The sequence below is a fragment of the Hydrogenophaga sp. RWCD_12 genome, from assembly GCF_046604225.1.
GTDB lineage: Bacteria > Pseudomonadota > Gammaproteobacteria > Burkholderiales > Burkholderiaceae_C > Hydrogenophaga.
Genome location: NZ_JBKIXC010000002.1, coordinates 677,792 through 702,058 on the forward strand (window position 1 = coordinate 677,792; position 24,267 = coordinate 702,058).

At 65.4% G+C, this 24,267-nt stretch carries 23 protein-coding genes; 20 read left to right on the plus strand and 3 right to left on the minus strand.

Annotated features, from left to right (window positions below):
- Positions 1 to 22 precede the first annotated feature (22 nt).
- The gene (gene msrB, locus ACLIJ1_RS10340; protein ID WP_411365426.1) at positions 23 to 433 is read right to left on the minus strand and encodes a peptide-methionine (R)-S-oxide reductase MsrB; all 411 of its coding nucleotides are present in this window, start codon (positions 431 to 433) and stop codon (positions 23 to 25) included.
- Between the two features lie 125 nt (positions 434 to 558).
- Here msrB and ACLIJ1_RS10345 point away from each other — a divergent pair, with 125 nt between their 5' ends.
- Positions 559 to 2,202 carry a 3-(methylthio)propionyl-CoA ligase gene (locus ACLIJ1_RS10345; RefSeq protein WP_411365427.1) on the plus strand — a complete coding sequence of 548 codons (1,644 nt, stop codon included), beginning with the start codon at positions 559 to 561 and terminating at the stop codon, positions 2,200 to 2,202.
- Here the strand turns inward: ACLIJ1_RS10345 and ACLIJ1_RS10350 are convergent.
- Both ACLIJ1_RS10350 and ACLIJ1_RS10355 read right to left on the minus strand, forming a co-directional pair.
- Positions 2,181 to 3,023, minus strand: a complete 843-nt coding sequence (locus ACLIJ1_RS10350; RefSeq protein ID WP_411365428.1) for an FTR1 family protein — start codon at positions 3,021 to 3,023, stop codon at positions 2,181 to 2,183. The two genes, ACLIJ1_RS10345 and ACLIJ1_RS10350, sit on opposite strands and share 22 nt — an antisense overlap.
- A gap of 24 nt (positions 3,024 to 3,047) precedes the next feature.
- Positions 3,048 to 3,377 (minus strand): cupredoxin domain-containing protein, encoded by a 330-nt coding sequence (locus tag ACLIJ1_RS10355; protein WP_411365429.1) that lies wholly within the window; start codon positions 3,375 to 3,377, stop codon positions 3,048 to 3,050.
- Between the two features lie 287 nt (positions 3,378 to 3,664).
- On the opposite strand from ACLIJ1_RS10355, the gene ACLIJ1_RS10360 reads away from it, so the two are divergent.
- The 19 genes from ACLIJ1_RS10360 to ACLIJ1_RS10450 all read left to right on the plus strand — a co-directional run bounded on the left by ACLIJ1_RS10360 (position 3,665) and on the right by ACLIJ1_RS10450 (position 24,262).
- Positions 3,665 to 4,897: a branched-chain amino acid ABC transporter substrate-binding protein gene (locus ACLIJ1_RS10360; RefSeq protein WP_411365430.1), complete on the plus strand. Its 1,233-nt coding sequence runs from the start codon at positions 3,665 to 3,667 to the stop codon at positions 4,895 to 4,897.
- A 206-nt stretch (positions 4,898 to 5,103) separates the two neighbouring features.
- A complete protein-coding gene (locus tag ACLIJ1_RS10365) occupies positions 5,104 to 6,126 on the plus strand; it encodes a branched-chain amino acid ABC transporter permease (RefSeq protein ID WP_411365431.1) in 1,023 nt (340 codons plus the stop codon).
- 6 nt (positions 6,127 to 6,132) lie between these two features.
- Positions 6,133 to 7,425 (plus strand): branched-chain amino acid ABC transporter permease, encoded by a 1,293-nt coding sequence (locus ACLIJ1_RS10370; protein ID WP_411365432.1) that lies wholly within the window; start codon positions 6,133 to 6,135, stop codon positions 7,423 to 7,425.
- Positions 7,426 to 7,469: 44 nt separating this feature from the next.
- On the plus strand, positions 7,470 to 8,264 hold the full coding sequence (locus ACLIJ1_RS10375) for an ABC transporter ATP-binding protein (RefSeq protein WP_411365746.1): 795 nt from the start codon (positions 7,470 to 7,472) through the stop codon (positions 8,262 to 8,264).
- A gap of 13 nt (positions 8,265 to 8,277) precedes the next feature.
- Positions 8,278 to 8,973: an ABC transporter ATP-binding protein gene (locus tag ACLIJ1_RS10380; RefSeq protein WP_411365433.1), complete on the plus strand. Its 696-nt coding sequence runs from the start codon at positions 8,278 to 8,280 to the stop codon at positions 8,971 to 8,973.
- Between the two features lie 111 nt (positions 8,974 to 9,084).
- The gene (locus ACLIJ1_RS10385; RefSeq protein WP_411365434.1) at positions 9,085 to 11,193 is read left to right on the plus strand and encodes a 3-hydroxyacyl-CoA dehydrogenase NAD-binding domain-containing protein; all 2,109 of its coding nucleotides are present in this window, start codon (positions 9,085 to 9,087) and stop codon (positions 11,191 to 11,193) included.
- Positions 11,194 to 11,226: 33 nt separating this feature from the next.
- Entirely contained in the window at positions 11,227 to 12,402 is a 1,176-nt protein-coding gene (locus ACLIJ1_RS10390) for an acetyl-CoA C-acyltransferase (RefSeq protein ID WP_411365435.1), read from the plus strand.
- A 2-nt stretch (positions 12,403 to 12,404) separates the two neighbouring features.
- Positions 12,405 to 12,851 (plus strand): PaaI family thioesterase, encoded by a 447-nt coding sequence (locus ACLIJ1_RS10395; protein WP_411365436.1) that lies wholly within the window; start codon positions 12,405 to 12,407, stop codon positions 12,849 to 12,851.
- 17 nt (positions 12,852 to 12,868) lie between these two features.
- Positions 12,869 to 14,224: an acyclic terpene utilization AtuA family protein gene (locus ACLIJ1_RS10400; protein WP_411365437.1), complete on the plus strand. Its 1,356-nt coding sequence runs from the start codon at positions 12,869 to 12,871 to the stop codon at positions 14,222 to 14,224.
- Entirely contained in the window at positions 14,221 to 14,544 is a 324-nt protein-coding gene (locus ACLIJ1_RS10405) for a hypothetical protein (RefSeq protein ID WP_411365438.1), read from the plus strand. Before ACLIJ1_RS10400 ends, ACLIJ1_RS10405 begins: the two co-directional genes overlap by 4 nt.
- 33 nt (positions 14,545 to 14,577) lie before the next feature.
- A complete protein-coding gene (locus ACLIJ1_RS10410; RefSeq protein ID WP_411365439.1) occupies positions 14,578 to 15,543 on the plus strand; it encodes a Bug family tripartite tricarboxylate transporter substrate binding protein in 966 nt (321 codons plus the stop codon).
- A 15-nt stretch (positions 15,544 to 15,558) separates the two neighbouring features.
- Positions 15,559 to 17,382 carry an acyl-CoA dehydrogenase gene (locus tag ACLIJ1_RS10415; RefSeq protein ID WP_411365440.1) on the plus strand — a complete coding sequence of 608 codons (1,824 nt, stop codon included), beginning with the start codon at positions 15,559 to 15,561 and terminating at the stop codon, positions 17,380 to 17,382.
- Positions 17,383 to 17,407: 25 nt separating this feature from the next.
- On the plus strand, positions 17,408 to 18,199 hold the full coding sequence (locus ACLIJ1_RS10420; protein WP_411365441.1) for an SDR family oxidoreductase: 792 nt from the start codon (positions 17,408 to 17,410) through the stop codon (positions 18,197 to 18,199).
- 168 nt (positions 18,200 to 18,367) lie between these two features.
- Entirely contained in the window at positions 18,368 to 19,537 is a 1,170-nt protein-coding gene (locus ACLIJ1_RS10425) for a hypothetical protein (RefSeq protein ID WP_411365442.1), read from the plus strand.
- Between the two features lie 53 nt (positions 19,538 to 19,590).
- Positions 19,591 to 20,016, plus strand: a complete 426-nt coding sequence (locus tag ACLIJ1_RS10430; RefSeq protein WP_411365443.1) for a PaaI family thioesterase — start codon at positions 19,591 to 19,593, stop codon at positions 20,014 to 20,016.
- A 39-nt stretch (positions 20,017 to 20,055) separates the two neighbouring features.
- On the plus strand, positions 20,056 to 21,072 hold the full coding sequence (locus tag ACLIJ1_RS10435; protein ID WP_411365444.1) for an NADP-dependent oxidoreductase: 1,017 nt from the start codon (positions 20,056 to 20,058) through the stop codon (positions 21,070 to 21,072).
- A gap of 112 nt (positions 21,073 to 21,184) precedes the next feature.
- On the plus strand, positions 21,185 to 22,846 hold the full coding sequence (locus ACLIJ1_RS10440; protein ID WP_411365445.1) for an isovaleryl-CoA dehydrogenase: 1,662 nt from the start codon (positions 21,185 to 21,187) through the stop codon (positions 22,844 to 22,846).
- A 153-nt stretch (positions 22,847 to 22,999) separates the two neighbouring features.
- The gene (locus ACLIJ1_RS10445) at positions 23,000 to 23,848 is read left to right on the plus strand and encodes a 2OG-Fe(II) oxygenase (RefSeq protein WP_411365446.1); all 849 of its coding nucleotides are present in this window, start codon (positions 23,000 to 23,002) and stop codon (positions 23,846 to 23,848) included.
- A 6-nt stretch (positions 23,849 to 23,854) separates the two neighbouring features.
- Entirely contained in the window at positions 23,855 to 24,262 is a 408-nt protein-coding gene (locus tag ACLIJ1_RS10450) for an SxtJ family membrane protein (RefSeq protein WP_411365447.1), read from the plus strand.
- The last annotated feature ends 5 nt before the right edge of the window (positions 24,263 to 24,267 follow it).

The window sequence follows — 24,267 nt, forward strand, 5'->3', positions numbered from 1 at the left end:
GGCGTTTCCTTCCGGGTGGGCGTTACTTGGGTTGCAGGTCGATGGAAGCGGAGTTCATGCAGTATCTCAGCCCGCTGGGTGCCGGGCCGTCTTCAAAGACGTGGCCCAGGTGGGCGCCGCATTGGCTGCAGACGGTCTCGGTGCGCACCATGCCGTGGCTGCGGTCGCTGATCTCGGTGATGGCACCGGGAATCGCCTTCCAGAAGCTGGGCCAGCCGCAGCCGGCGTCGAACTTGGTGCCCGAGTCGAACAGGTGGTTGCCGCAGCAGACGCAGTGGTAGCTGCCGTCTGCCCAGACAGCTTCGTACTTGCCGGTGAAAGGGCGTTCGGTGTGGGCATGGCGCGTGACTTCAAAGGCCGCCGGTTCGGCACCTTTGTCGGCCAGCAAGGCGCGCCATTCGGCCTCGGTTTTCTGGATCGGGAATTGGCTCATGGGCGGCTCCAGTCGGTGGTGTCGGGGGTGGGAACGTATTGTCGCTCCCGGGTGGTTTCAGGCATGATGTGGGGTTTGAAAACGAACGACCGTTCTTTTTTTATCAAGCCAAGGAGACAACCCCCATGCTGGGCCAGATGCAAAGCCAACCGCTGCTGATTTCCAACCTCATCGTCCACGCCGACCGCCACCACAGCGGAACTGAAATCGTGTCGCGCCGGGTCGAGGGCGACATCCACCGCACCAACTGGGGCCAGATCGCCGCCCGTGCGCGCCGCGTGGCCAATGCCCTGGACAGCCTGCACCTGGGCTTTGGCGAACGGGTCGGCACACTGGCCTGGAACGGCTACCGCCACCTCGAGCTGTATTTCGGCGTCAGCGGCTCTGGTCGGGTGCTGCACACGCTCAACCCGCGCCTGCACCCCGAGCAACTGGTCTGGATCGTCAACCATGCCGACGACCGTGCCCTGTGTTTCGACATGACCTTCCTGCCGCTGGTGCAGGCGGTCTGGAGCAAGTGCCCAGGCGTCAAGCACTGGATCGCGCTGTGCGACGCCGACAAGCTGCCGGCTGAGACCGGCATTCCCAACCTGCACAGCTACGAAGCCTGGATCGGCGCCGCCGACGACACCTACACCTGGCCCGAGTTTGACGAGAACTGCGCGTCGAGCTTGTGCTACACCAGTGGCACCACCGGCAATCCCAAGGGCGCCGTGTATTCGCACCGCTCCACGCTGCTGCACGCGTACGGTGCGGCGCTGCCTGACGCGCTGGGCTGCTCGGCGCGCGATTCCATCCTGCCCGTGGTGCCCATGTTCCACGTCAACGCCTGGGGCCTGCCGTACTCGGCCGCCGCTGTCGGCTGCAAGCTGGTGTTCCCCGGCCCGGCGATGGATGGCAAGTCGGTCTATGAACTGATCGAATCGGAGAAGGTGACGATGGCGGCCGGCGTGCCCACCGTCTGGCAGATGCTGCTGGGCCACATGCAGGCCGGTGGCCTGAAGTTCAGCACCATGAAGCGCACGGTGATCGGCGGCTCCGCCTGCCCGCCGGCGATGATTGCCGCCTTCAACGACCAGTATGGCGTCGAGGTGCTCCACGCCTGGGGCATGACCGAGATGTCGCCGCTGGGCACCGTGTGCACACTCAAGAACGCTCAGGTGGCGCTGCCGGCCGACGAAAAGATGAAGGTGCGCCTCAAGCAGGGTCGCAGCGTTTTCGGCGTCGACATGAAGATCATCAACGAGCTGGGCGAAGAGCAGCCGTGGGACGGCAAGGCCTATGGGGACCTGCTGGTGCGCGGCCCGTGGATCATTGCCAGCTACTTCAAGGGCGAAGGCGGCGATCCGCTGCAGTACGACAAGGCCGGCCGTGGCTGGTTCCCGACCGGCGACGTGGCGACCATCGACGCCGACGGTTTCATGCAGATCACCGACCGCAGCAAGGACGTGATCAAGTCCGGTGGCGAGTGGATCAGCTCCATCGACGTGGAAAACATCGCCATGGCCCATCCGGCGGTGGCGATGGCGGCCTGCATCGGCATGAAGCATCCGAAGTGGGACGAGCGCCCGATCGTGGTGGTGGTCAAGAAGCCCGGCACCGAGGTGTCGCGCGACGAGCTGCTGGCCTTCTACGAAGGCAAGATCGCCAAATGGCAGGTCCCGGACGACGTGGTGTTCGTCGATGCCATCCCGCTGGGTGCCACCGGCAAGATGCAGAAGATGACGCTGCGCCAGCAGCTGGCCGACTACAAGCTGCCGACGCTCTGAGTGCGGGGGCTCGTGGACCCTTGCCGGCCCACGAGCCACATGCCCGTCGCGATCGCGACCAGCGTGACGGCATAGAACAGCATCTGCATGCCCGAGGGCTGCGGGTCGTAGCCGACCAGGCCGTGCAGCAGGGTGCCCAGCGCCGATGAATCCGACAGCAGCTCGCTGGTGTCCCACAGCGGGGTGGCCAGGCTGGGCAGCACGTCGGCCTGCACTAGCAGCCGCGCCACCTGGGAGGCCATGCTGGCTGCGAGCAGCAGGACCAGCACGCCGGCAGCGCTGAAGAACCACTTGAGCGGGATGCGCAGCATGCCGGCATACAGCAGCCCGCCGACCAGTGCACCGGCCGCGATGCCGGCCGCACCGCCAGCCAGCGTGTCGCGCAGACCGTTTTCGCTGCTGGTCGCCACGCCGTACAGGAACAGCACCGTCTCCGCGCCCTCGCGCAGCACCGCCAGTGCGACCACCAGGAAGATCGCGGAGTGCGCCTTGTTGCCATCCTGGATGGCCCTGGCCATGTCTTTCACATTCATGGCCATCTCGCGGCCATGGCTGGACATCCAGATGTTGTGCCAGGCCAGCATGCACACCGCCAGCGTCAGCACGCCGGCGTTGAACAGCTCCTGCCCGGAACCGTCCGCCCAGTTGGATATCGCACCCATGCTGGAGGCGACCGCCACGGCACCCATCAGGCCGGCGATGAGCCCTGCGCCCATCCATTGCCCGCGGCGGGGAATGCCGCGCGTGGCTGCGGCCATCACACCAATGATGAGGGCAGCTTCCAGCGATTCGCGGAAGACGATGAGTGCGGCGGCGAACATGGGGGACGTTCCGGGAGGCTGGGTTTATTCGGCGACGATGGTGCCCTGGGCACCAGCTTCCTTCTCGTGGAACTCTTCGACGAAGCTGTAGCGGCCCGGCTTGAGCGGGCCGAGGTGGACGATGGCCGAGGACTTGGCGGGGATCACCTTTTCGCGGCTCAGCGACTTGCTCTCGAATTCGGCCGGCGTGGCGTCGTTGTTGACCACCTTGAGGTCGAACTTCTTGCCGGCCGGCACCTTGACTTCTTTGGGCGAGAAGACGTGTTTTTCGATGGTGAGGGTGATGGCTTCGTCGGCCGCCATGGCAGAAGAGGCGGCACACAGGATCAGGACTGCAGCGAGAGCGTGTTTCATGGGATACGGTCGAAAAGTTTGAGAATGACAGTCATTCTCATTGCGAGTGCCGTGACCGTCAAGAACAATTCCAAGACGTCCGAGCGTTCGTGTCGGGTACCCGGCATGTACTGGCCCGCCGGCCTCCCGGCCTGTGGGCTTTGTTGGGGGCGGTGGGTTGCACGGACCTCGGCTGCTACGGAACTGAAAGCAGAGTCGCCTGCGCGATAGCGCCTAGGGCATTCCCTGAGCTTGCCGTCGGGGTCCGACGCTACGCTGACGCCTTCCTTTTCTCCAGGAGATGTCACGTGAAGTTCGCACACCAGTCTGTTGCCGCTGCCGCTCTCGTCTTGGCCTTCGGTGCCGCCCACGCCCAGAAGGGTGAAACCGTCAAGATTGCGTGGATCGATCCGCTCTCGGGCCTGATGGCACCGGTCGGTTCCAACCAGCTCAAGAGCTTCCAGTTCTTCGCCGAGAAGTTCAGCGCCAGCAACCCGGCCGGCGTGAAGTTCGAAGTGATCGGCCTGGACAACAAGCTCAGCCCGGCCGAAAGCCTGAACGCCTTCAAGGCCGCGCTGGACCAGGGCGTGCGTTACATCACCCAGGGCAACGGTTCGTCGGTCGCCGGCGCGCTGATCGATGCCGTCAACAAGCACAACGAGCGCAACCCGGGCAAGGAAGTCATCTTCCTGAACCACTCGGCCGTGGACCCCGACTTCACCAACAGCAAGTGCAGCTACTGGCACTTCCGCTTCGACGCCGACACCTCGATGAAGATGGAGGCGCTGACCACCTTCATGAAGGACAAGCCCGACGTCAAGAAGGTCTACCTGCTCAACCAGAACTACTCGCACGGGCAGCAGGTCGCCAAGTTCGCCAAGGAAACCCTGGCCCGCAAGCGCCCCGACGTGCAGATCGTTGGCGAAGACCTCCATCCGCTGGCCCAGGTGCGCGACTTCTCGCCCTACATCGCCAAGATCAAGGCCTCCGGTGCCGACACGGTGATCACCGGCAACTGGGGTTCCGACCTGGCGCTGCTGGTCAAGGCCGCCAACGAAGGCGGCTACACCGGCAAGTTCTTCACCTACTACACCGGCGTGACCGGCACGCCGACCGCGCTGGGCACCGCCGCCGAAGGCCGCGTGTTCCAGATCGCCTACAACCACTACAACATGGGTGGCCAGGTGCAGAAGTGGGCCGACGAGTTCAACGCCAAGTTCAAGGACGACTTCTACACCGGCTCGGTGATCCACATCTACAACGCGCTGGGCAACGCCATGGCCAAGGCCAAGTCGACCGACCCGGTGAAGGTGGCCGCTGCGCTGGAAGGCATGAAGTTCAACAGCTTCAGTGGTGAAGTTGAAATGCGCAAGCTGGACCACCAGCTGCAGCAGCCGCTGTTCCTGACGGTCTGGCAGAAGGCCGACAAGAAGTACCCCTACAGTCCGGAAAACACCGGCATGACGCTGGCCCCGGTCAAGGAGTTCCCGGCCTACATCTCCAGCACGCCGACCAGCTGCCAGATGAAGCGGCCTGGGTAAGCTGGCTCGCCCCCGCGCCGCTTCGCGTCACCCCCTCAAGGGGGCAGCGCGAGCGGCCCGGCGGAGCCGGTTCCGCCGCGCTCTGGACCGAGTTGCTTCGCGCCGACCTCATCGTGTATTCATGATGTGATGTTGGTCGCCTGAGCGGCCATACTCGGTCCGCTTCTGTTTTCCTTCCAACCGCTTCGCCCTCGAAAGGCTGCTTCATGGAGTTCTTCATCATCTCCATGCTCAACGGCGTGAGCTACGGCTTGCTGCTGTTCATGTTGAGCTCGGGGCTGACGCTCATCTTCAGCATGATGGGCGTGCTCAATTTCGCGCACGCCAGCTTCTACATGATCGGTGCCTACATCGGCTACACGGTGTCGAGCCTGATCGGGTTCTGGCCGGCGCTGATCGTGGCGCCGCTGGCGGTGGGGGTGCTGGGGGCGCTGTTCGAGCGGCTGTCATTGCGCAAGGTGCACAAGTTCGGGCATGTGCCCGAGCTGCTGGTGACCTTCGGGCTGTCGTACATCGTGCTGGAACTGGTGCAGCTGATCTGGGGCCGTACCGCGGTCGAGTTCACCCCGCCGGATGCGCTGCGCGGACCGGCCTTCACGCTGGTGCATCACGCCACCGAAGGTCTGCATCTGGTCATGGGCGCCGCGGGTCAGGCGGTGTGCAGCGCAGAAGGGGTGATCTGCACGCCGTTCCCGGCCACGCGCGCCTTCATGATGGGCATCGCGGTGCTGATGCTGGTGGCGCTGTGGCTGCTGCTGACGCGCACCCGCATCGGCCTGGTGATCCAGGCCTCGCTCTCCCACCCGGAAATGGTCGAGAGCCTGGGCCACAACGTGCCGCGCGTGCTGATGATGGTGTTCGGCGCAGGCACCGGTCTGGCCGGGCTGGCCGGCGTGATTGGCGGCAGCACCTTCGTGACCGAGCCGGCGATGGCCGGGACGGTGGGCTCGGTGATCTTCGTGGTGGTCGTGGTCGGCGGCATGGGCTCGCTCTCCGGCGCATTCCTGGCCTCGCTGCTGATCGGCGTGATCCAGACCTTCGCCGTGGGCATGGACCACTCGTTCGTCAGCGTCGCCCAGCAACTGGGCTGGACCCTGTCGGCCGCGGCGCAGAACAGCTCGGTGCTCAAGCTCACGCTGTCGCAGGTGGCGCCGATCCTGCCCTACCTGTTCCTGGTGCTGATCCTGATCTTCCGGCCCAAGGGTCTTCTCGGGACGCGCGAAGGGTAAGCCGACATGTCCAAGCCGTATTACGAATTCAAGCCCTGGAACGTCGGGCGCTGGGTCATCTGGTCGCTGTTCGCGCTCGTTCTGCTCGTGTCGCCCAAGGTGTTCACCAGCAGCCTGTCGGTGACCATGCTGGCGCAGATGGGCATCGCGATCATTGCCTGCCTGTCCTACAACATCCTGCTCGGGCAGGGTGGCATGCTCAGCTTCGGGCACGCGGTCTACACCGGTCTCGGGTCCTACGTCGCCATCCATGCGCTCAACGCGGCGGCCGGCGGCTCCTGGCCGATTCCGGTCAGTCTGGTGCCGATCGTCGGCGGCTTCGCGGGCCTGTTCTTCGCGATCCTGTTTGGCTACGTGACGACCAAGAAGGCCGGCACGCCGTTTGCCATGATCACGCTGGGCATGGCCGAGCTGGTGTTCGCGATGTCGCTGATGTTCTCGGACTTCTTCGGCGGTGAAGCTGGTGTGTCGGGCAACCGGGTGATCGGAGACCCCGTCATGGGTATTTCCTTCGGCCCGCCGATCCAGGTCTACTACCTGATCGCGCTCTACACCTTCGTCTGCGTGGCGCTGATGTTTGCCTTCACGCGCACACCGCTGGGCCGCATCCTGAACGCGGTGCGCGACAACCCCGAGCGGGTCGAGTTCATCGGCTACAACACGCAGAAGGTGCGCTACCTCGCGTTCATGATCGCCGGCTTCTTCGCCGGCATCGCGGGGGGCCTGGGCGCTCTGAACTTCGAGATCGTGACGGCCGAGGTGGTCGGCGCAGCGCGCTCGGGTGGCTACCTGCTGTTCACTTTCCTGGGCGGCGCGACCTTCTTCTTCGGCCCGATCATCGGCGGCATCCTGATGGTGCTCGCCGCCGTGCTGCTGTCCGAACTGACCAAGGCCTGGCTGCTCTACCTGGGCCTGATCTTCCTGTTCATGGTCATGTACGCGCCAGGCGGCATCGCCAGCCTGATCATGATGAACCTGCGTGTGGCCTCGTTCGGGCGGCTGCGCGAGATCTGGGTTGCCTACCTGGCGCTGGGCGTGACCGCGTTGCTGGTGTTGCTGGGTGCCGGGTCGATGGTCGAGATGATCTACCACCTCAAGCTCAATGCGGCCATGGGTGACACGGTGAAGTACCTGGGCGTGGAGCTGAACACCAGGGCCGGGGCGACCTGGTTCGGCGCGCTGTTCGTGACGCTGACCTGCCTGGGCGTGTTCGAGATCGCACGCCGGCATTTCACCGCCCAGTGGTCGGCGATCCAGACCGACATCGAAAAAGAGATCAAGCGCCGGGAGACGGAATGAGCATCACCCCCCACGCCGCCGACCCCGAGCGGTTCGACCAGGGCATGAGCCATGTGCATGCCGGCGGCTACGCCCTCGAGCTGCGCGACCTGCGCAAGAGCTTCGGCAAGACCGAGATCATCCGTGGCGCCAACCTCGCGGTGCGCGCAGGTGAGCGCATCGCCATCATCGGCCCCAACGGCGCCGGCAAGTCCACGCTGTTCAACCTGATCTCCGGCCGCTTCGCCCCCACCAGCGGCGAAGTGGTGCTCAACGGCACCCGCATCGACGGCAAGAAGCCGTTTGAGATCAACCGCCTGGGCCTCTCGCGCAGCTTCCAGATCACCAACATCTTCCCCAAGCTCAGCGTGTTCGAGAACCTGCGCTGCGGGGTGTTGTGGAGCCTGGGCTACCGCTACACGCTGTTCCGCTTTCTCGCGGATCTGACCGACGCCAACGAACGGGCGGAAGAGCTGATGCGCATGATCCGGCTGGACAAGAAGCGCGACACGCTGGCCATGAACCTGACCTACGCCGAGCAGCGCGCGCTGGAGATCGGCATCACCATCGCGGGCGGCGCCACGGTGATCCTGCTGGACGAACCGACGGCCGGGATGAGCAAGAGCGAAACCAGCCGCTTCATCGACCTGATCCGCGAAGTCACGGTGGGCAAGACGCTGCTCACCGTGGAGCACGACATGGGCGTGGTGTTCGGCCTGGCCGACAAGATCGCGGTGGTGGTCTATGGGGAAGTGATAGCCTTCGACACGCCGGAAGCCGTGCGCGCCAACCCCAAGGTGCAGGAGGCCTACCTCGGTTCGGTGCTGGCCGACCAGCAGGCCGCCGAAGCTGGCCATTGAAGGAGGCACCGACATGCTGAACATCGAGAACCTCCACGCCTACTACGGCAAGAGCCACGTGCTGCACGGCGTGAGCTTCGGCGTCGGGCAGGGCGAGATCGTCGCGCTGCTGGGCCGCAACGGCTCGGGCCGCTCGACCACCGCCAAGGCCATCATGGGCCTGGTCGACTGCGAAGGCCGCATCGACTGGAAAGGCCAGGGCATCCGCGGAAAGAAGCCGTTCGAGATCGCCCATCTGGGCATCGGCTACGTGCCGGAGAACCGCGATATCTTTCCCAAGCTGACCGTGCACCAGAACCTGCTGCTGGGGCAGAAAGGCAAGGGCAAGGGCGCGCGCTGGAGCTTCGAAGACATGTACGCCATGTTCCCGCGCCTGAAGGAGCGCCAGCACACCGAGGCCGGCGTGCTCTCGGGCGGCGAGCAGCAGATGCTGACCCTGTGTCGCACGCTGATGGGTGACCCGGATCTCATCATCATTGACGAGCCGACCGAGGGCCTCGCGCCCAAGATTGTCGAACTGGTGGGCGAGTACCTGCAGAAGCTCAAGGCACGCGGCATCTCCGTGTTGCTGATCGAGCAGAAGCTGACGATCGCCATGAACATCTCCGACCGTGCCCTGGTGATGGGGCACGGCAGCATCGTGTTTGAGGGCACGCCCGACAGCCTGCGCGCCGATCCGTACACGCGCAAGGAATGGCTTGAGGTCTGACCCGCAAGCGACAAGCGGCGCTTGCGGCGCTGCACAAACTTCCTAAAATCGCACGACCGTTCGTTTTTGAACCGTTTTCCCGCTTTTCCGCTTCACCCCAGAGGAGATTCCATGACCGCTGAGTACCAGGTCCACGGCGACGTCGCCGTCATTTCGCTGAACAACCCGCCGGTCAACGGTCTGGGCCTGTCCACCCGCCAGGCGATCGTCGACGGTCTGGAAAAGGCCGAGAACGATGCGGCGGTCAAGGCCATCGTGCTGACCGGCGCCGGCAAGGCCTTCTCGGGCGGCGCCGACATCCGCGAGTTCGGTTCGCCCAAGGCGATCCAGGAACCCAATCTGCTGTCGGTGATCATCCGCGTCGAGAACACCACCAAGCCGGTGATCGCGGCCTTGCATAGCGTGGCGATGGGCGGTGGCCTCGAACTCGCCCTCGGTGCGCACTACCGCATTGCCGCTCCCGGCTGCAGCGTGGCCCTGCCCGAAGTGAAGCTGGGCCTGATCCCCGGCGCCGGTGGCACGCAGCGCCTGCCGCGCGTGCTGGGCGTGGAAGCCGCGCTGAACATGATCGTCAGCGGTGAACCGGTCAAGAGCGAAATGCTGGCCCAGTTGCCGGGCCAGAAGCTGTTCGACAAGCTGGCCGCCTCGCCCGAGTCGCTGGCCGAAGAGGCCCTGGCCTTCGCCCGCGAGATGGCTGCGAAACACGCAGACGGATCAGCCTTCCCGCTGGTGCGCAACCTGCCCTGCAAGCACAAGGACGGTGACGCCTACTTCCAGTTCGCGCGCAACATGGTCAAGGGCATGGCCAAGAACTTCCCGGCGCCCGCCAAGTGCGTGGACGCCGTCGAAGCCGCGACCAAGAAGAAGTTCAACGACGGCATGGTGTTCGAGCGCGAGATCTTCATCAACCTGATGTGGACGCCCGAGTGCAAGTCGCTGCGCCACCTGTTCACTGCCGAGCGCGCCGCCAGCAAGATTCCCGACGTGCCGGAAGACACGCCCAAGCGCGACATCGCCTCGGTCGCCGTCATCGGCGCCGGCACCATGGGCGGCGGCATCACCATGAACTTCCTCAACGCCGGCATCCCGGTGAAGATGCTGGAGATGAAGCAGGACGCGCTGGACCGCGGCATCGCGACCATCCGCAAGAACTACGAAGCCCAGGTCAAGAAGGGCAAGCTCAAGCAGGACAAGTACGAGCAGCGCATGAGCCTGCTGACCACCACGCTGAGCTACGACGATCTGGGTGCGGCCGACCTGGTGATCGAGGCTGTGTTCGAAGAGATCGGCGTCAAGGAAGCGGTGTTCAAGGAACTCGACCGCGTGATGAAGCCGGGTGCCATCCTGGCGTCCAACACGTCCACGCTGGATGTCAACAAGATCGCGAACTTCACCAAGCGTCCGCAGGACGTGGTGGGCATGCACTTCTTCAGCCCGGCCAACGTGATGAAGCTGCTGGAAGTGGTGCGCGGTGACGCGACCGCCAAGGACGTGCTGGCCACGGTGATGGCAATCTCCAAGAAAATCAAGAAGACGGCGGTGGTGTCCGGCGTCTGCGATGGCTTCATCGGCAACCGCATGATCGAGCAGTACGGCCGCCAGGGCGGTTTCCTGCTCGACGAGGGCTGCACGCCCGAGCAGGTCGACAAGGCGATGGAGAAGTTCGGCATGGCCATGGGCCCGTTCCGCATGGGCGACCTGGCCGGCAACGACATCGGCTGGGCGATCCGCAAGCGCCGCTACCAGGAAAAGCCGGACATGAAGTACAGCAAGACCGCCGACCTGCTGTGCGAGAAGGGCCGCTACGGCCAGAAGACCGGCGCCGGCTGGTACGACTACGTGCCCGGCAAGCGCGACGCCATCCCGAACGCCGAGGTGGTGGCCATGATCGAAGAGCACCGCAAGGCCCTGGGCATCACGCCGCGCAAGATTTCCGACGAAGAGATCGTGCAGCGCCTGGTGTTCTCGCTGGTCAACGAAGCGGCGCACATCCTGGAAGAGGGCATCGCCAACAAGGCCAGCGACATCGACGTGGTCTACATCTTCGGCTACGGCTTCCCGGTGCACCGCGGCGGCCCGCTGAACTACGCCAACGAAGTTGGTCTGTTCAACGTGGTCCAGGCCATGAAGCGCTTTGCCAAGAACCCGCTGGACGACGCGAAGTTCTGGGAGCCGGCGCCGCTGCTGGCCAAGCTCGCCGCCGAAGGCAAGACCTTCTGATGACCGCACGAATCAAGCATTGAGGAACCCATCATGACCAACGCCGTCATCGTCTCCACCGCCCGCACGCCCCTGACCAAGAGCTGGAAGGGCGCCTTCAACATGACCCATGGCGCCACGCTTGGCGGCCACGCCGTGCAGCACGCCGTGCAGCGTGCCGGCATCGACGCATCTGAAGTCGAAGACGTGATCATGGGCTGCGCCAACCCCGAAGGTGCGACCGGCGCCAACATCGCGCGCCAGATCGCGCTCAAGGCCGGTCTGCCCATCACCGTCTCGGGCATGACCGTCAACCGCTTCTGCTCCTCGGGCCTGCAGACCATCGCCCTGGCCGCGCAGCGCATCATCGCCGGCGAAGGCTCGGTCTATGTGGCCGGTGGCGTGGAAAGCATTTCCTGCGTGCAGCAGGAGATGAACCAGCACATGCTCAAGGACCTCGCGCTGGAGAAGATCAAGCCCGAGATCTACTGGAACATGCTGCAGACCGCCGAACAGGTGGCCAAGCGCTACGGCATCTCCCGCGACGCCATGGACGAATACGGCGCCGCCAGCCAGCAACGCGCCACCGCCGCGCTGGAAGCCGGCCTCTTCAAGGCCGAGATCGCGCCCATCACCGTGACCGCCGGCGTGGCCGACAAGGTCATGGGCCTGATGACCAAGCAGGTCACGGTCGAGAACGACGAAGGCATCCGCGCCGGCACCACCAAGGAAGGCATTGCCGGCCTGCGCTCGGCCCTGCCGGGTGGCCTGGTCACCGCAGGCAACGCCAGCCAGTTCAGCGACGGTGCCGGTGCCTGCGTGCTGATGGACGAAACCCTGGCCGAGAAGCGTGGCCTGCAGCCGCTGGGCCGTTTCCTGGGCTTCGCGGTCGCCGGTTGTGAACCCGACGAGATGGGCATCGGCCCGGTGTTCGCCATTCCCAAGGTGTTGTCGCGCCTGGGCCTGAAGGTCAGCGACATCGACCTGTGGGAACTCAACGAAGCCTTCGCCGTGCAGGTGCTGTACTGCCGCGACAAGCTGGGCATCCCGGCCGACCGCCTGAACGTCAACGGCGGCGCCATCGCCGTGGGCCACCCCTACGGCGTGTCGGGCCAGCGCCTGACCGGCCATGCGCTGATCGAAGGCAAGCGCCGCGGCGCCAAGCGCGTCTGCGTGACGATGTGCATCGGTGGCGGCATGGGCGCGGCCGGCATCTTCGAAGTGCTCTGAACATGGCGGATCCGGTCACGGTCGGTCCCGAGGTCTTCCTCGCCATGGGCCGCGAGGTCCTGGCGAAGCAGCCGTTTTCGGTGCTGATCGGGGCCGAGCTGGCCGCACTCTCTCCCGGGCGCTGCGAATTGCACGTCCCGGTGTCGGCGTCGGTGAAGCAGCAGCATGGTTTCGTGCATGGAGGCGTGGTGAGCTATGCCGCCGACAACGCGCTGACCTACGCGGGTGGCACGGCGCTGCGCGTGCCGGTGGTCACGTCCGAGTTCAAGATCAACTACCTGCGTCCCGCCATCGGCGAACGCCTGATCGCGCGCGCCGAGGCCGTGCACACCGGCAGGTCGCAGGCGGTCTGCCGTTGCGACGTGTTCGTCGTCCTTGACGGCGAAGAGAAGCTCTGCGCGGTGGCGCAGGGCACCATCGCGGCCCTGCCGGCCAGTCCCGCTGCCTGACCCGGAGCGCACACAAGGTGAGGCCCTACCGGATTGGTGCTGGTGCGGGCTACGCCGGCGACCGGATCGACCCTGCGATCGACCTCGCCGAGCGCGGGCAGCTGGATGCGCTGGTGTTCGAGTGCCTGGCCGAACGCACGATCGCGCTGGCACAGTTGCGTCGGCGCGCCGATCCCGAATCCGGTTTCGATCCGATGCTGATGGCCCGCATGTGGGCGGTGCTGCCGGCGTGTGTGGCGCACGGCACCACCGTCATCACCAACATGGGTGCGGCCAATCCGCTCGCCGCGGGCCACGCGGTACTGTCGGTGGCCAAAGCACTCGGTCTGCCGCGCCTGCGTGTGGCCGTCGTGACCGGCGACGATGTGCTGGACTGGATGCGCCAGCACGACCAGCCGCTGATGGACAGCGCCGATACCGTGCGTTCGCTGGGTGACCGGCTGATCTCTGCCAACGCTTACCTGGGCGCCGACGCATTGCTGCCGGCGCTGCAGGCGAAGGCGGACGTCATCATCACCGGGCGCGTGGCCGACCCCTCGCTGTTCCTGGCGCCGCTGGTGCACCACTTTGGCTGGGCAGCGGACGACTGGCCGCGCCTGGGGCAGGGGCTGGTGGTTGGGCATCTGCTCGAATGCGCGGCGCAGGTCAGCGGTGGCTACCTGGCCGACCCGGGCCGGGTCGACGTGCCCGACCTGCACCGCGTCGGGTTTCCGATGGCCGAGGTGCAGGCGGATGGCAATGCGGTCATCAGCAAGCTGCCGGGTACCGGCGGTCGCGTCGACCGGCTGAGCTGCACGGCGCAGCTGCTGTACGAAGTTGAAGACCCGGCCGCGTATCTGCAAGCCGATGTCACCGGCGACTTTTCGCAAGTGCGCTTCACCGAACTGGGCGATCACCGCGTCGCCGTCGACGGCGCCAGTGGAAGCGCCCGGCCGGAGCAGCTCAAGGTCAGCCTGGGCTACCTCGACGGTTTCATCGGCGAAGGCCAGATTTCCTACGCTGGCCCCGGGGCCCGGGCGCGCGGTGAACTCGCCCTGGAGATCCTGCGGCAGCGGTTGGCCGATCAGCGCCTGCAGCCGTCGCTGGCGGGCCTGGAGCAACGGACTGAACTGATTGGAGTGAATGCGATGCACGGCCCGGCGCTGGGCGCGGACCGGGAACCGTACGAGGTGCGCGTGCGCCTTGCCGTGCGCTGTCCCACGCGTGTGCAGGCCGAACGCGTGGGCCACGAAGTCGAGGCCCTGTACCTCAACGGCCCGGCGGCGGGTGGCGGCGTGACGCAGTCGGTGCGCGAGGTGGTCGCGGTCGCTTCCACCCTCATGCCTCGGGATGCGGTGCGGCCCCGCTGCGAGCTGCTGGAGTGGGCTGCATGAGCGCCGCGCCGCGCCGGATCCTGCGCGACATCGCGCTCGCCCGTTCCGGCGACAAGGGCAACCGCGCCACGCTCAGCGTCGTCGCGCTGGACGCCGCAGACTTTCCCCTCATCGACCGCTGCCTGACGGTCGACCGGGTTCGCACCCACTTCGAGGGCGTGGTCCATGGCGCCATCGACCGCTATACGCTGCCGCAGCTTTCGGCGGTGCATTTCGTGCTGCATGATGCCCTGGCGGGTGGCGTCACGCGCTCGCTGGCGCTGGACGCCCACGGCAAGACATTGAGCGCGGCGCTGCTGGACCTGCCGTTGCCCGACTGAGTTCCGTTTGACACCACACACAAGGAGACAACCATGCGTTCACTGACCCGAGTCCTGGCCACGGCGGCCGCTGCACTGGCTTGCACCGCCGCGCTGGCGCAGAGCTACCCCGACCGGCCCATCAAGGCCGTGGTGCCGTTCGCCGCCGGCAGCGCCACCGACCAGATCGGCCGCGCCTTCGCTCAGAAGATGCAGGAAGCGCTGGGCCAGCCCATCGTGATCGACAACAAGCCGGGCGTGAACGGCATGCTGGGTGCCGACGCGGTGGCCAAGGCGGCACCCGACGGCTACACCATCCTCATCGGCACCAACAGCACCAACGCGGCGCTCAAGAGCCTGATGAAGCAGCTGCCCTATGACCAGGACAAGGCCTTCGCGCCGGTGGCCTACATGGGTTCGGTGCCGCTGATCATTGCGGTGCACCCGGACGTGCCGGCCAAGACGCTCAAGGAGCTGGTGGCGATGGCCAAGGCCAAGCCTGGCAGCATCAACTTCGCCAGCGCCAGCACCTCGCAGCTGGTGTCGACCGAGATGTTTGCCGGCATGGCCGGCATCGAGCTGACCAACGTGCCCTACAAGAGCGGCCCGGCCGCGATGACCGACCTCATCGGTGGGGTGGTGCAGATGTTCAGTGCCGACTTCGCCGTGATGCTGCCGCAGGTCAAGGCGGGCAAGGTGCGCGGCCTGGCGGTGACTTCGACCAAACGATCGTCCGCTGTTCCGGACATCCCCACGGTCAACGAGGCGCTGGGCACCAAGGACTACGAGCTGATCGCCTACTTCGCGATGTATGTGCCGGCCGGCACACCATCCGATGTGATCGCCAAGCTCAACAAGGCGGCCAACGCCGCCGCCAACAGCAAAGAGGTGCAGGAGAAGTTCGCCGGCATCGGCTTCGCGGTGGAGCCGGGCACGCCGGAGGACCTGGCCAAACGCGGCGTGACCGAAACCGCCAAGTGGGCCAAGGCCATCAAGGACGCCAAGATCGATCCGCAATAAGCCATCACACCAACCATGAGCCTTCGCCCCACCATCGATTTCCTGCTCAACGACTGGCTGGCTGTCGAGCAGCTGAACCAGCGCGAGCGTTTCGCCGACCACAGCCGCGAGACCTTCGACGCGGTGCTCGATACCTGTGAGCGCATCGCGCGCGAGAAGTACGCGCCCTTCAACCGCCTGGTCGACACCCAGGAACCGCACTTCGACGGCGAGAAGGTGATCCTGCCGCAGGCCACGCACGACGCGCAGAAGGCCTATGCCGAGAGCGGCATGCTGAGCGCGGCGCAGGATTACGCCATCGGTGGCATGCAGCTGCCGTACACGGTGGAGGCGGCGGCCAACGGCTTTTTCGCGATGGCCTCGGTCAGCATCGGTAGCGGCATGCTCACCACCGGCAACGCCAACCTGCTGATGAAACACGGCACCGAGGTGCAGAAGCGGGTGTTTGCGCTCAACGAGTTCGGCGGGCGCTTCTCCGGGACCATGTGCCTTTCCGAACCGCAGGCCGGCTCGTCGCTGAGCGATGTGGCGACGCGCGCCGTGCCCGATGGCAGCGACTTCGAGAGCGATCCGCTGGGTCCGCGCTACCGGCTCAGGGGCAACAAGATGTGGATCTCGTCCGGTGAGCACGAGCTGACCGAGAACATCATCCACCTCGTGCTGGCCAAGATTCCCGATGAACACGGCAAGCTGGTGCCGGGCACGCGGGGCATCTCGCTCTTCATCGTGCCCAAGAAGCTGGTCGACACCGAAGGACAGCTGACCGGCGAGCGCAACGACGTGGCGCTGGCGGGCCTGAACCACAAGTGCGGCTGGCGCGGCACGACCAACACGCTGCTGAACTTCGGGGAAGGCAAGTACCCGGTGCGTGGTGAAAGCGGGGCGATTGGATACCTCGTCGGCCAGCCCGGCAAGGGCCTGCAGTGCATGTTCCACATGATGAACGAGGCCCGCATCGGGGTCGGTCTGGCGGCGACCATGCTGGGCATGGCGGGCTACCACGCGTCTCTGGACTACGCGAAGAACCGCCCACAGGGCCGGCCGATGGGCGCTGGCGGCAAGGATGCGGCCGCGCCGCAGATCCGCATCATCGAACACGCGGATGTGAAACGCATGCTGCTGGCGCAGAAGAGCTACAGCGAGGGTGCGCTGGCGCTCGAACTCTATTGCGCCCGCCTGGTGGACGAGCAGCACACCGGCGCTCCCGAAGCGGCCGACGATGCGCGCCTGCTGCTGGAGGTGCTGACACCCATCGCCAAGAGCTGGCCCAGCGAGTGGTGCCTCGAAGCCAATTCGCTGGCGATCCAGATCCACGGCGGTTACGGCTACACGCGCGATTTCCCGGTCGAGCAGTACTGGCGCGACAACCGGCTGAACATGATCCACGAAGGCACCCACGGCATCCAGGGCATGGACCTGCTGGGCCGCAAGGTGCTGATGGAAAACGGCAAGGGCCTGCAGCTGCTGGCTGGCCGCATGAACGACACCATCCAGCGCGCGATCCAGGTGCCCGAATTCGCGGCGCACGCCAACGCGCTGGGCAAGGCGCTGCAGGACGTGGGCGCCACCACCAAGGCCGCCTGGGCCACCGCGAACCCGACCGAAGCGCTGGCCAACGCGGTGCCCTACCTGCAGGCCTTTGGCCACACCGTGCTGGCCTGGATCTGGCTGGACGTTGCTCTTGCCGCGCATGCAGCACAAGACAGCAACGCCCGCACCGGCCGCCTGGCCGCCGCCCGTTTCTTCTTCCACTACGAACTGCCGAAGATCGGCGCCTGGCTGCAGGTCGTGCGCGATCGCGACCTGACCTTTGCCGACCTGGCCGAAGACGCTTTCTGATTTCTCACCATTCCAAGGAGACCACATGACCCGTACCGTGACCCAACTTTTTGACCTCAAGGGCAAGACAGCTCTCGTGACCGGCGGCTCGCGTGGCCTGGGCCTGCAGATGGCCCATGCGCTGGGCGAAGCCGGCGCGCGCGTGGTGATCAGCTCGCGCAAGGCGACCGACCTCGAAGAGGCCACCGCCGAGCTGCAGGCCGCCGGCATCGACGCGCGCTGGATCGCCGCCGACTGCCAGCACGAGGAAGACATCCGCCGACTGGTGAGCGAAACGCTGCAGCGCGTGGGCGATGTCGACATCCTGGTCAACAACGCCGGCGCCGCCTGGGGCGCGCCCGCCGAAGACCACCCGCTGGAAGCGTGGGACAAGGTGATGAACCTCAACGTGCGCAGCTACTTCTTCCTGAGCCAGCTGATCGCCAAGGCCAGCATGATCCCGAAGAAGCGCGGCAGCATCATCAACACCGCCTCCATCGCCGGTCTGGGCGGCAACCCCTCGGGCATGAAGACGATTGCCTACAACACCTCCAAGGGCGCGGTGATCAACTTCACCCGCGCGCTGGCCGCCGAGTGGGGCGAGCACGGCATCCGCGTCAACGCCATCTGCCCGGGCTTCTTTCCCAGCAAGATGACCGCCGGCACGTTGAAGGCCATGGGCGAGGAACAGCTGGCCGCCCACGCGCCGCTGCGCCGCCTGGGCGACGACGAAGACCTCAAGGGGCTCACCCTGCTGTACGCATCGGACGCCGGCAAGCACATCACCGGCCAGTGGCTGGCGGTGGATGGGGGCGTGTCGGTGATCACCGGGGGCTGATTCTTTCCCCTTTCTGTGGGCCAACCGGCCTGCAGGTCATGACTTTTGGCACTGGTCCCGGCGTGGGGTGGCGTGATGAACTGCGCCGTATCCACGATTCCGGAGTCCATTGCCATGACGACACACGCCAGTCCTTTCAGGTTTTCCAGTGGCCGAGCCTGCGCATTCATGCTGGCTGCGTTGCTGGTTCTGGCCGGCTGTGGCGGCGGTTCCGATGCCGGCGCCAGCGCCGGAGTGACTGCCGCCGACGCCAGGCAGGTACTGAGCAGCGAACAGGCGACCCAGCTGGCGGACCTCAACCGCCAGACCCTGGCCGCTGCCGCGATCGGTGCGGACACCATTGCAGGCACCGACGCAGGCACCAGCGCGCCGGCCGCGCCGCAGCGCAAGGCCTTTGTGAAGGTCACGATGTACCGCTTCTTCAACACGAGAACCGGTGCCCACTTCTATACCGTCAGCACCACCGAGCGCGATACCATCAAAGCGACGCTGCCCTACTACACCTACGAAGGTGCCGCCTTCGAGGTGTACGGACAGGCCGCGACGGGACTCAGTCCGGTCTACCGCTTCTACAACCGCAACACCGGTACCCACCTCTACACGATCAGCGAGACCGAGAAGGCGACGATCCAGGCCAGCTACCCGTACTTCTCGCTCGACGGTGTCGCCTTCTACGCCAGCAAGACGCTGCAGTCCGGCATGCGCCCCGTCTACCGCTTCTACCAGACGCAGGCCGGATTCCACTTCTACACCGCCAGCGAAACAGAGAAGAACAGCCTGTTGAGCAGCCAGTCGGTCTATGCCCTCGACGGTCCGGCCTACTACATCCCGGCGGTGGCAGTGACCTGCACGCCGCCGCTGGTGCCCAACGCCGACGCCACTGCCTGCGTGAACCCACCGCCCACGCTGCCCGCGGGTGCCTATCTGGACAGTCGCCTGACCGGCAAGTGGCAATACATCACCACCTTCCTGGACGGCACGCAGTACGGCAGCTTCTATACCTTCGGCGCCAACGGCTATGTCGACTACACGTTGATCTACAAGGCTCCCCCTGGCGGCTGCATTGCGTTCAGCCAGGCGGTGGCTTATCACCAGGGCTCCTATGGGGCGGTCGGATCGCTCAACGATGTCAACAATGCAGGCAGGATCTACCTGCTGGACTCGGTGGCGTATGTCGACTACACGCACTGCAACGGTGTCGTGGATCGGGTGCCCTGGCAGGGAACACAGCCGCACTTCCACTGGGCGGCCCTGTCCGGCGGCATGCTCTACACCAACCACACCGACGACTCACAGGTCGTCAACACTGGCAATCTGGCGCACAACAAGACCCAGTGATTTCCTGACTCCGAAGGGACAGCGTCAGCCTCGAATGGCTGTATCGTTGCCCCATGGATTTCCAGGTACACATTCCCTTCGTCGAACTGCTGGGCTTTGAGCTCCAGCGGTTTGAGAACGGCGAGGCGCAGATCGATTTCGATCCCCGGCCCGAACACCAGAACTCGTTCAACGTGGTGCACGGCGGCGCCAGCATGACGCTGCTGGACGTGGTGATGGCGCACGCCGCGCGCTCGGTCGAACCGGCGATGGGCTGCGTCACCATCGAGATGAAGACCAGTTTCATGCGCGCCGCCAAGGGGCCGCTGACGGCGCACGGCAAGTTGCTGCACCGTACCGCCACCATGGCCTTTACCGAAGGCCGCATCGTCGACGCCGCCGGCAAGCTCTGCGCCCACGCCACCGGCACCTTCAAGTTTGTGCCGCGCCTGCCGGTCGGCAAATCCACCCAGCCGCTCAACACCCTGCGCACCGACTGAGTGGCGCAGCGCATTTTTTTCTAAACACGGAGACAAACCATGGCCACGAACCAACAGATCCTGCTCGACAACCGCCCCCAGGGCGAAGCCACTGTCGACAATTTCAAGCTCGTCAGCACCGAAACGCCGCCACTCAAGGACGGTCAGGTGCTGGTGCGTCACCACTACCTCAGCCTGGACCCCTACATGCGCGGGCGCATGAACGACAGCAAGAGCTACGCCGCTTCGCAGCCGCTGGGCGAAGTCATGATCGGCGGCACGGTCGGCGAAGTGGTCGAGTCGCGCCACCCCAAGTACCTGCCCGGTGACCGTGTGGTCGGCATGGGCGGCTGGCAGGAATACAGCGTGGTCGACGCGGTGCAGCCCGGCGCGCTGCGCAAGGTCGACACCACGCACGTTCCGCTGTCGTACTACCTGGGCGCGGTCGGGATGCCGGGCGTGACCGCCTGGTATGGTCTGGTGAAGATCATCAACCCCAAAGCTGGCGAGACCATGGTGATCAGCGCCGCCACCGGCGCAGTCGGCAGCGCCTTCGGTGCGCTCGCGAAGGCGCGCGGCTGCCGCGTGGTCGGCATTGCCGGCGGCCCGGACAAGTGCGCATACGCGGTCAAGGAGCTGGGCTTCGACGCCTGCATCGACTACAAGCTGCACAAGGACATGTACAGCCTGGCCAAGGCGCTCAAGCAGGAGTGCCCCGATGGCATCGACGGCTACTTCGAGAACGTGGGCGGCATGATCCTTGACGCGGTGTTGCTGCGCATGAACGCCTTCGGCCGCATCGCCGTCTGCGGAATGATTGCCGGCTACGACGGCCAGCCGCTGCCCATGGCCAACCCGGCGCTGATCCTGGTGAACCGCCTCAAGATCGAGGGCTTCATCGTCAGCGAACACATGGAAGTCTGGCCAGAGGCGCTGACGGAACTGGGCACGCTGGTGGCGCAGGGCAAGCTGCGTCCGCGCGAAACGATTGCCGACGGCCTCGCGTCGGCACCGGAAGCCTTCATGGGGCTGCTCAAGGGCAAGAACTTCGGCAAGCAGCTGGTGAAGCTCATCTAACCCCCCGGGCCGCCTGCGGCGTCACCCCCCCAGGGGGCGCCACTGGCGGCCCGGCGGAGCCGGTTCCGCGGTGGCCTCGACCGAAGTCATCGCTTTCGTTGGAGGTGTCTTCATGAGTGCGACCCACGAAGTCTTCAACCAGCCCGAACCGCTGGTGGATGTCAACCTGTTTGAAGGCAACCTGGCGTTGCAGTCGGCGCTGGCCTTCAACGCCCCGGACTTGCCGACCGCGTCCTTGCAGTCGCTGGGCCAGCAGGCTGGCAGCGCGGAGATGCAGCAGCACGCGCGCCTGGCCAATGTGTTCACGCCGCAGCTCAAGAGCCACAGCCGCTTCGGCCACCGCATCGACCAGGTGGAGTTCCACCCGAGCTACCACGCGCTGATGACGGCGGCCACCGCAGCTGGTCTGCACGGCACGCCGTTTTCAGACACCGAACAGGCCACCGGTCATGCGCACATGAAGCGCGCTGCGGCCTTTATGCTGTTCACGGAGCTGGAGCCGTCCATCCTGTGTCCGATCTCGATGACCTACGCGGTCACACCGGCGCTCCGGGACAACCCGGCGATCTACCGCGACTGGGCGCCACAGCTCACCAGCCGCGCCTATGACCCGGCCCTGACCTTGTGGAAGGACAAGGCCGGCGTGACCATGGGCATGGGCATGACTGAAAAGCAGGGTGGCTCGGACGTGCGCGCCAACACCACACAAGCGGTGCCCGACGGCAGCGACGGCTGGGGGCAGCGCTTTGTGGTCACCGGCCACAAGTGGTTCTTCTCGGCGCCGATGTGCGATGCGTTCCTGATCCTGGCGCAGACGCCGAGCGGCCTGTCCTGCCTGTTCCTTCCGCGCGTGCTGCCCGACGGCTCGCTGAATCAGCTGTTCATCCAGCGCCTGAAAGACAAGCTGGGCAACAAGGCCAATGCGAGTTCCGAGGTTGAGTTTGCCGGCGCTACCGCCTGGCTGGTGGGCGAAGAGGGGCGCGGTGTGCCGCAGATCCTCGCCATGGGCACGATGACGCGTCTTGACTGCGCTCTGGGCACCAGCGCGCTGATGCGCCACGCGCTGTCGATTGCCGTGAATCACACCCGCCAGCGCTCGGCCTTCGGCAAAAAGCTGATCGAGCAGCCACTGATGAAAAACGTGCTGGCCGATCTGGCACTGGAATCGGAGGCGGCGACCGCGCTGTCGATGCGGCTGGCGCGCAGCTTCGACCGCGCCGCCGCAGACGATCACGAACGGGTGATGCAGCGGCTGCTGACGCCGGTGGCCAAGTTCTGGATCTGCAAGCGGGGCAGCTACTTCGCGCAGGAGGCGATGGAGTGCCTGGGTGGCAACGGCTATGTGGAAGAGGGCGGCGAAGGCATCATGGCCCGCATCTACCGCGAAATGCCGGTGAACTCGATCTGGGAGGGCGCGGGCAACATCATGGCGCTGGACCTGCTGCGCGCCCTGCGCAAGGCTGATGCGGCGGCAGCCCTGGAACACGAACTGGCTCCCGCCCGGGGCATGCACCCGGCGCTGGACCACATGGCCGACCGTCTGCCGCTGCGCGTCGAACAGATGGCCAACGAGATGGAGGCCCGGCGGCTGGCGCAGGATGTGGCGCTGGCGGTGCAGGCCGCGCTGCTGGCCCGCACGGCACCCGCCGCCGTGTTCGGTGCGTTCTGCGATTCGCGCCTTGGCGGTCAATGGGGATTGAGCTTCGGTTCGCTGGGCAATGGCGCCGATGTCGATGGATTGATTGCACGGGCCCTTCCCCTATCGGGGGGGTAAAACGCACGGTTTTTTCCGAATTTGATTTCGATCAAGGAGTAACCAAAAGCGCGACCGTATCCCATACGTATTCCATACGCTGTGCTGCATAAATTCGAAAGCTTTGAGGTGCCTCGCATTGGTGCCCACGTTTTTGCGACGAAAGTTTTCAATATGAGCAGCAACAACCCCCTGGCCGACCGCTTCATTTTTGACGATCCCAAATACCTGAAGCTCGCGGAAGACAACGCCGAGCGTTACCAGAACGGTGATCCGTTCCCCAGCATCTATTTCGACAATTTCCTGCCGGACGATGTGGCGGAAGCCGTGTGGCAGGAGTTCCCGAAGCCCGACCAGGCCGACTGGAACGACCTGCGCCGTCCCGACGAGACCAAGATGCTGTGCGCCGACGAGCGCGAGTTCGGTCCGGCGACCCGCCAGCTGATGTACCAGCTCAACTCCAATGGCTTCCTGGCCTTTCTGGAGAGGCTGACTGGCATCAAGAACCTGATTCCCGATCCGTCGATGTCCGGTGGCGGTCTGCACCAGACCCTGCCTGGCGGCCTGCTCAAGCTGCACGCCGACTTCAACCTGCACAACGAGCTCAAGCTCGACCGCCGCGTCAACATCCTGATCTACATGAACAAGGACTGGCAGGACGAGTGGGGTGGCCACCTGGAACTGTGGGACAAGGACTGCAAGCGCATGGGCAACAAGATTGCGCCCAAGTTCAACCGCCTGGGCATGTTCTCGACCACCAGCGAATCGTTCCACGGTCACCCGGATCCGCTGACCTGCCCGCCCGGCAACAGCCGCAAGTCGATCGCGCTGTACTACTACACCAACGGTCGCCAGAAGACGTCCGAGGCGGACGCTCACACCACCATCTTCAAGGCGCGCCCCGGTGAGCAGCTCAGTGGCCTGCAGCTGCACAAGATCCAGGACTGGGTGCCGCCCGTCATCTGGCGCGGCATCCGCGACTGGCGTGCCAAGGCACAGTTCAAGGGCCAGGCCAAGCGCTGAACGGCGATGAGCGCACAGCACACAGCACCGTCCGTCGCCAGCGCGCAGAAGTTTGGTGCCCTGATGGCCTTCGCGCTGGCGGTGATGGCTGGCGTGGCGCAATACCGCGGTCATGCCGGTTCGCGCAATGTCAGCCTGGCGCTGATGTTCATCCTGGGCGGACTCGCGCTGGTGCAACCCGCGGTGCTGATGCCCGTGGAACGCCTGTGGATGCGGTTGGGCGAGGCAATGGGGAAGGTTGTGCAGCCCATTGTGCTGGGCGGCATCTACTTTCTGCTGATCACGCCGGTCGCCCTGGTCGGGCGCCTGTTCGGACGTGATCCCCTGCGCATGCGTCGCAAAGCGCAGGCCAGCTACTGGATCGAGCGGGACGTGAAGAGCATCGACCCCGATTCGTTCAAGCATCCCTATTGATGCCC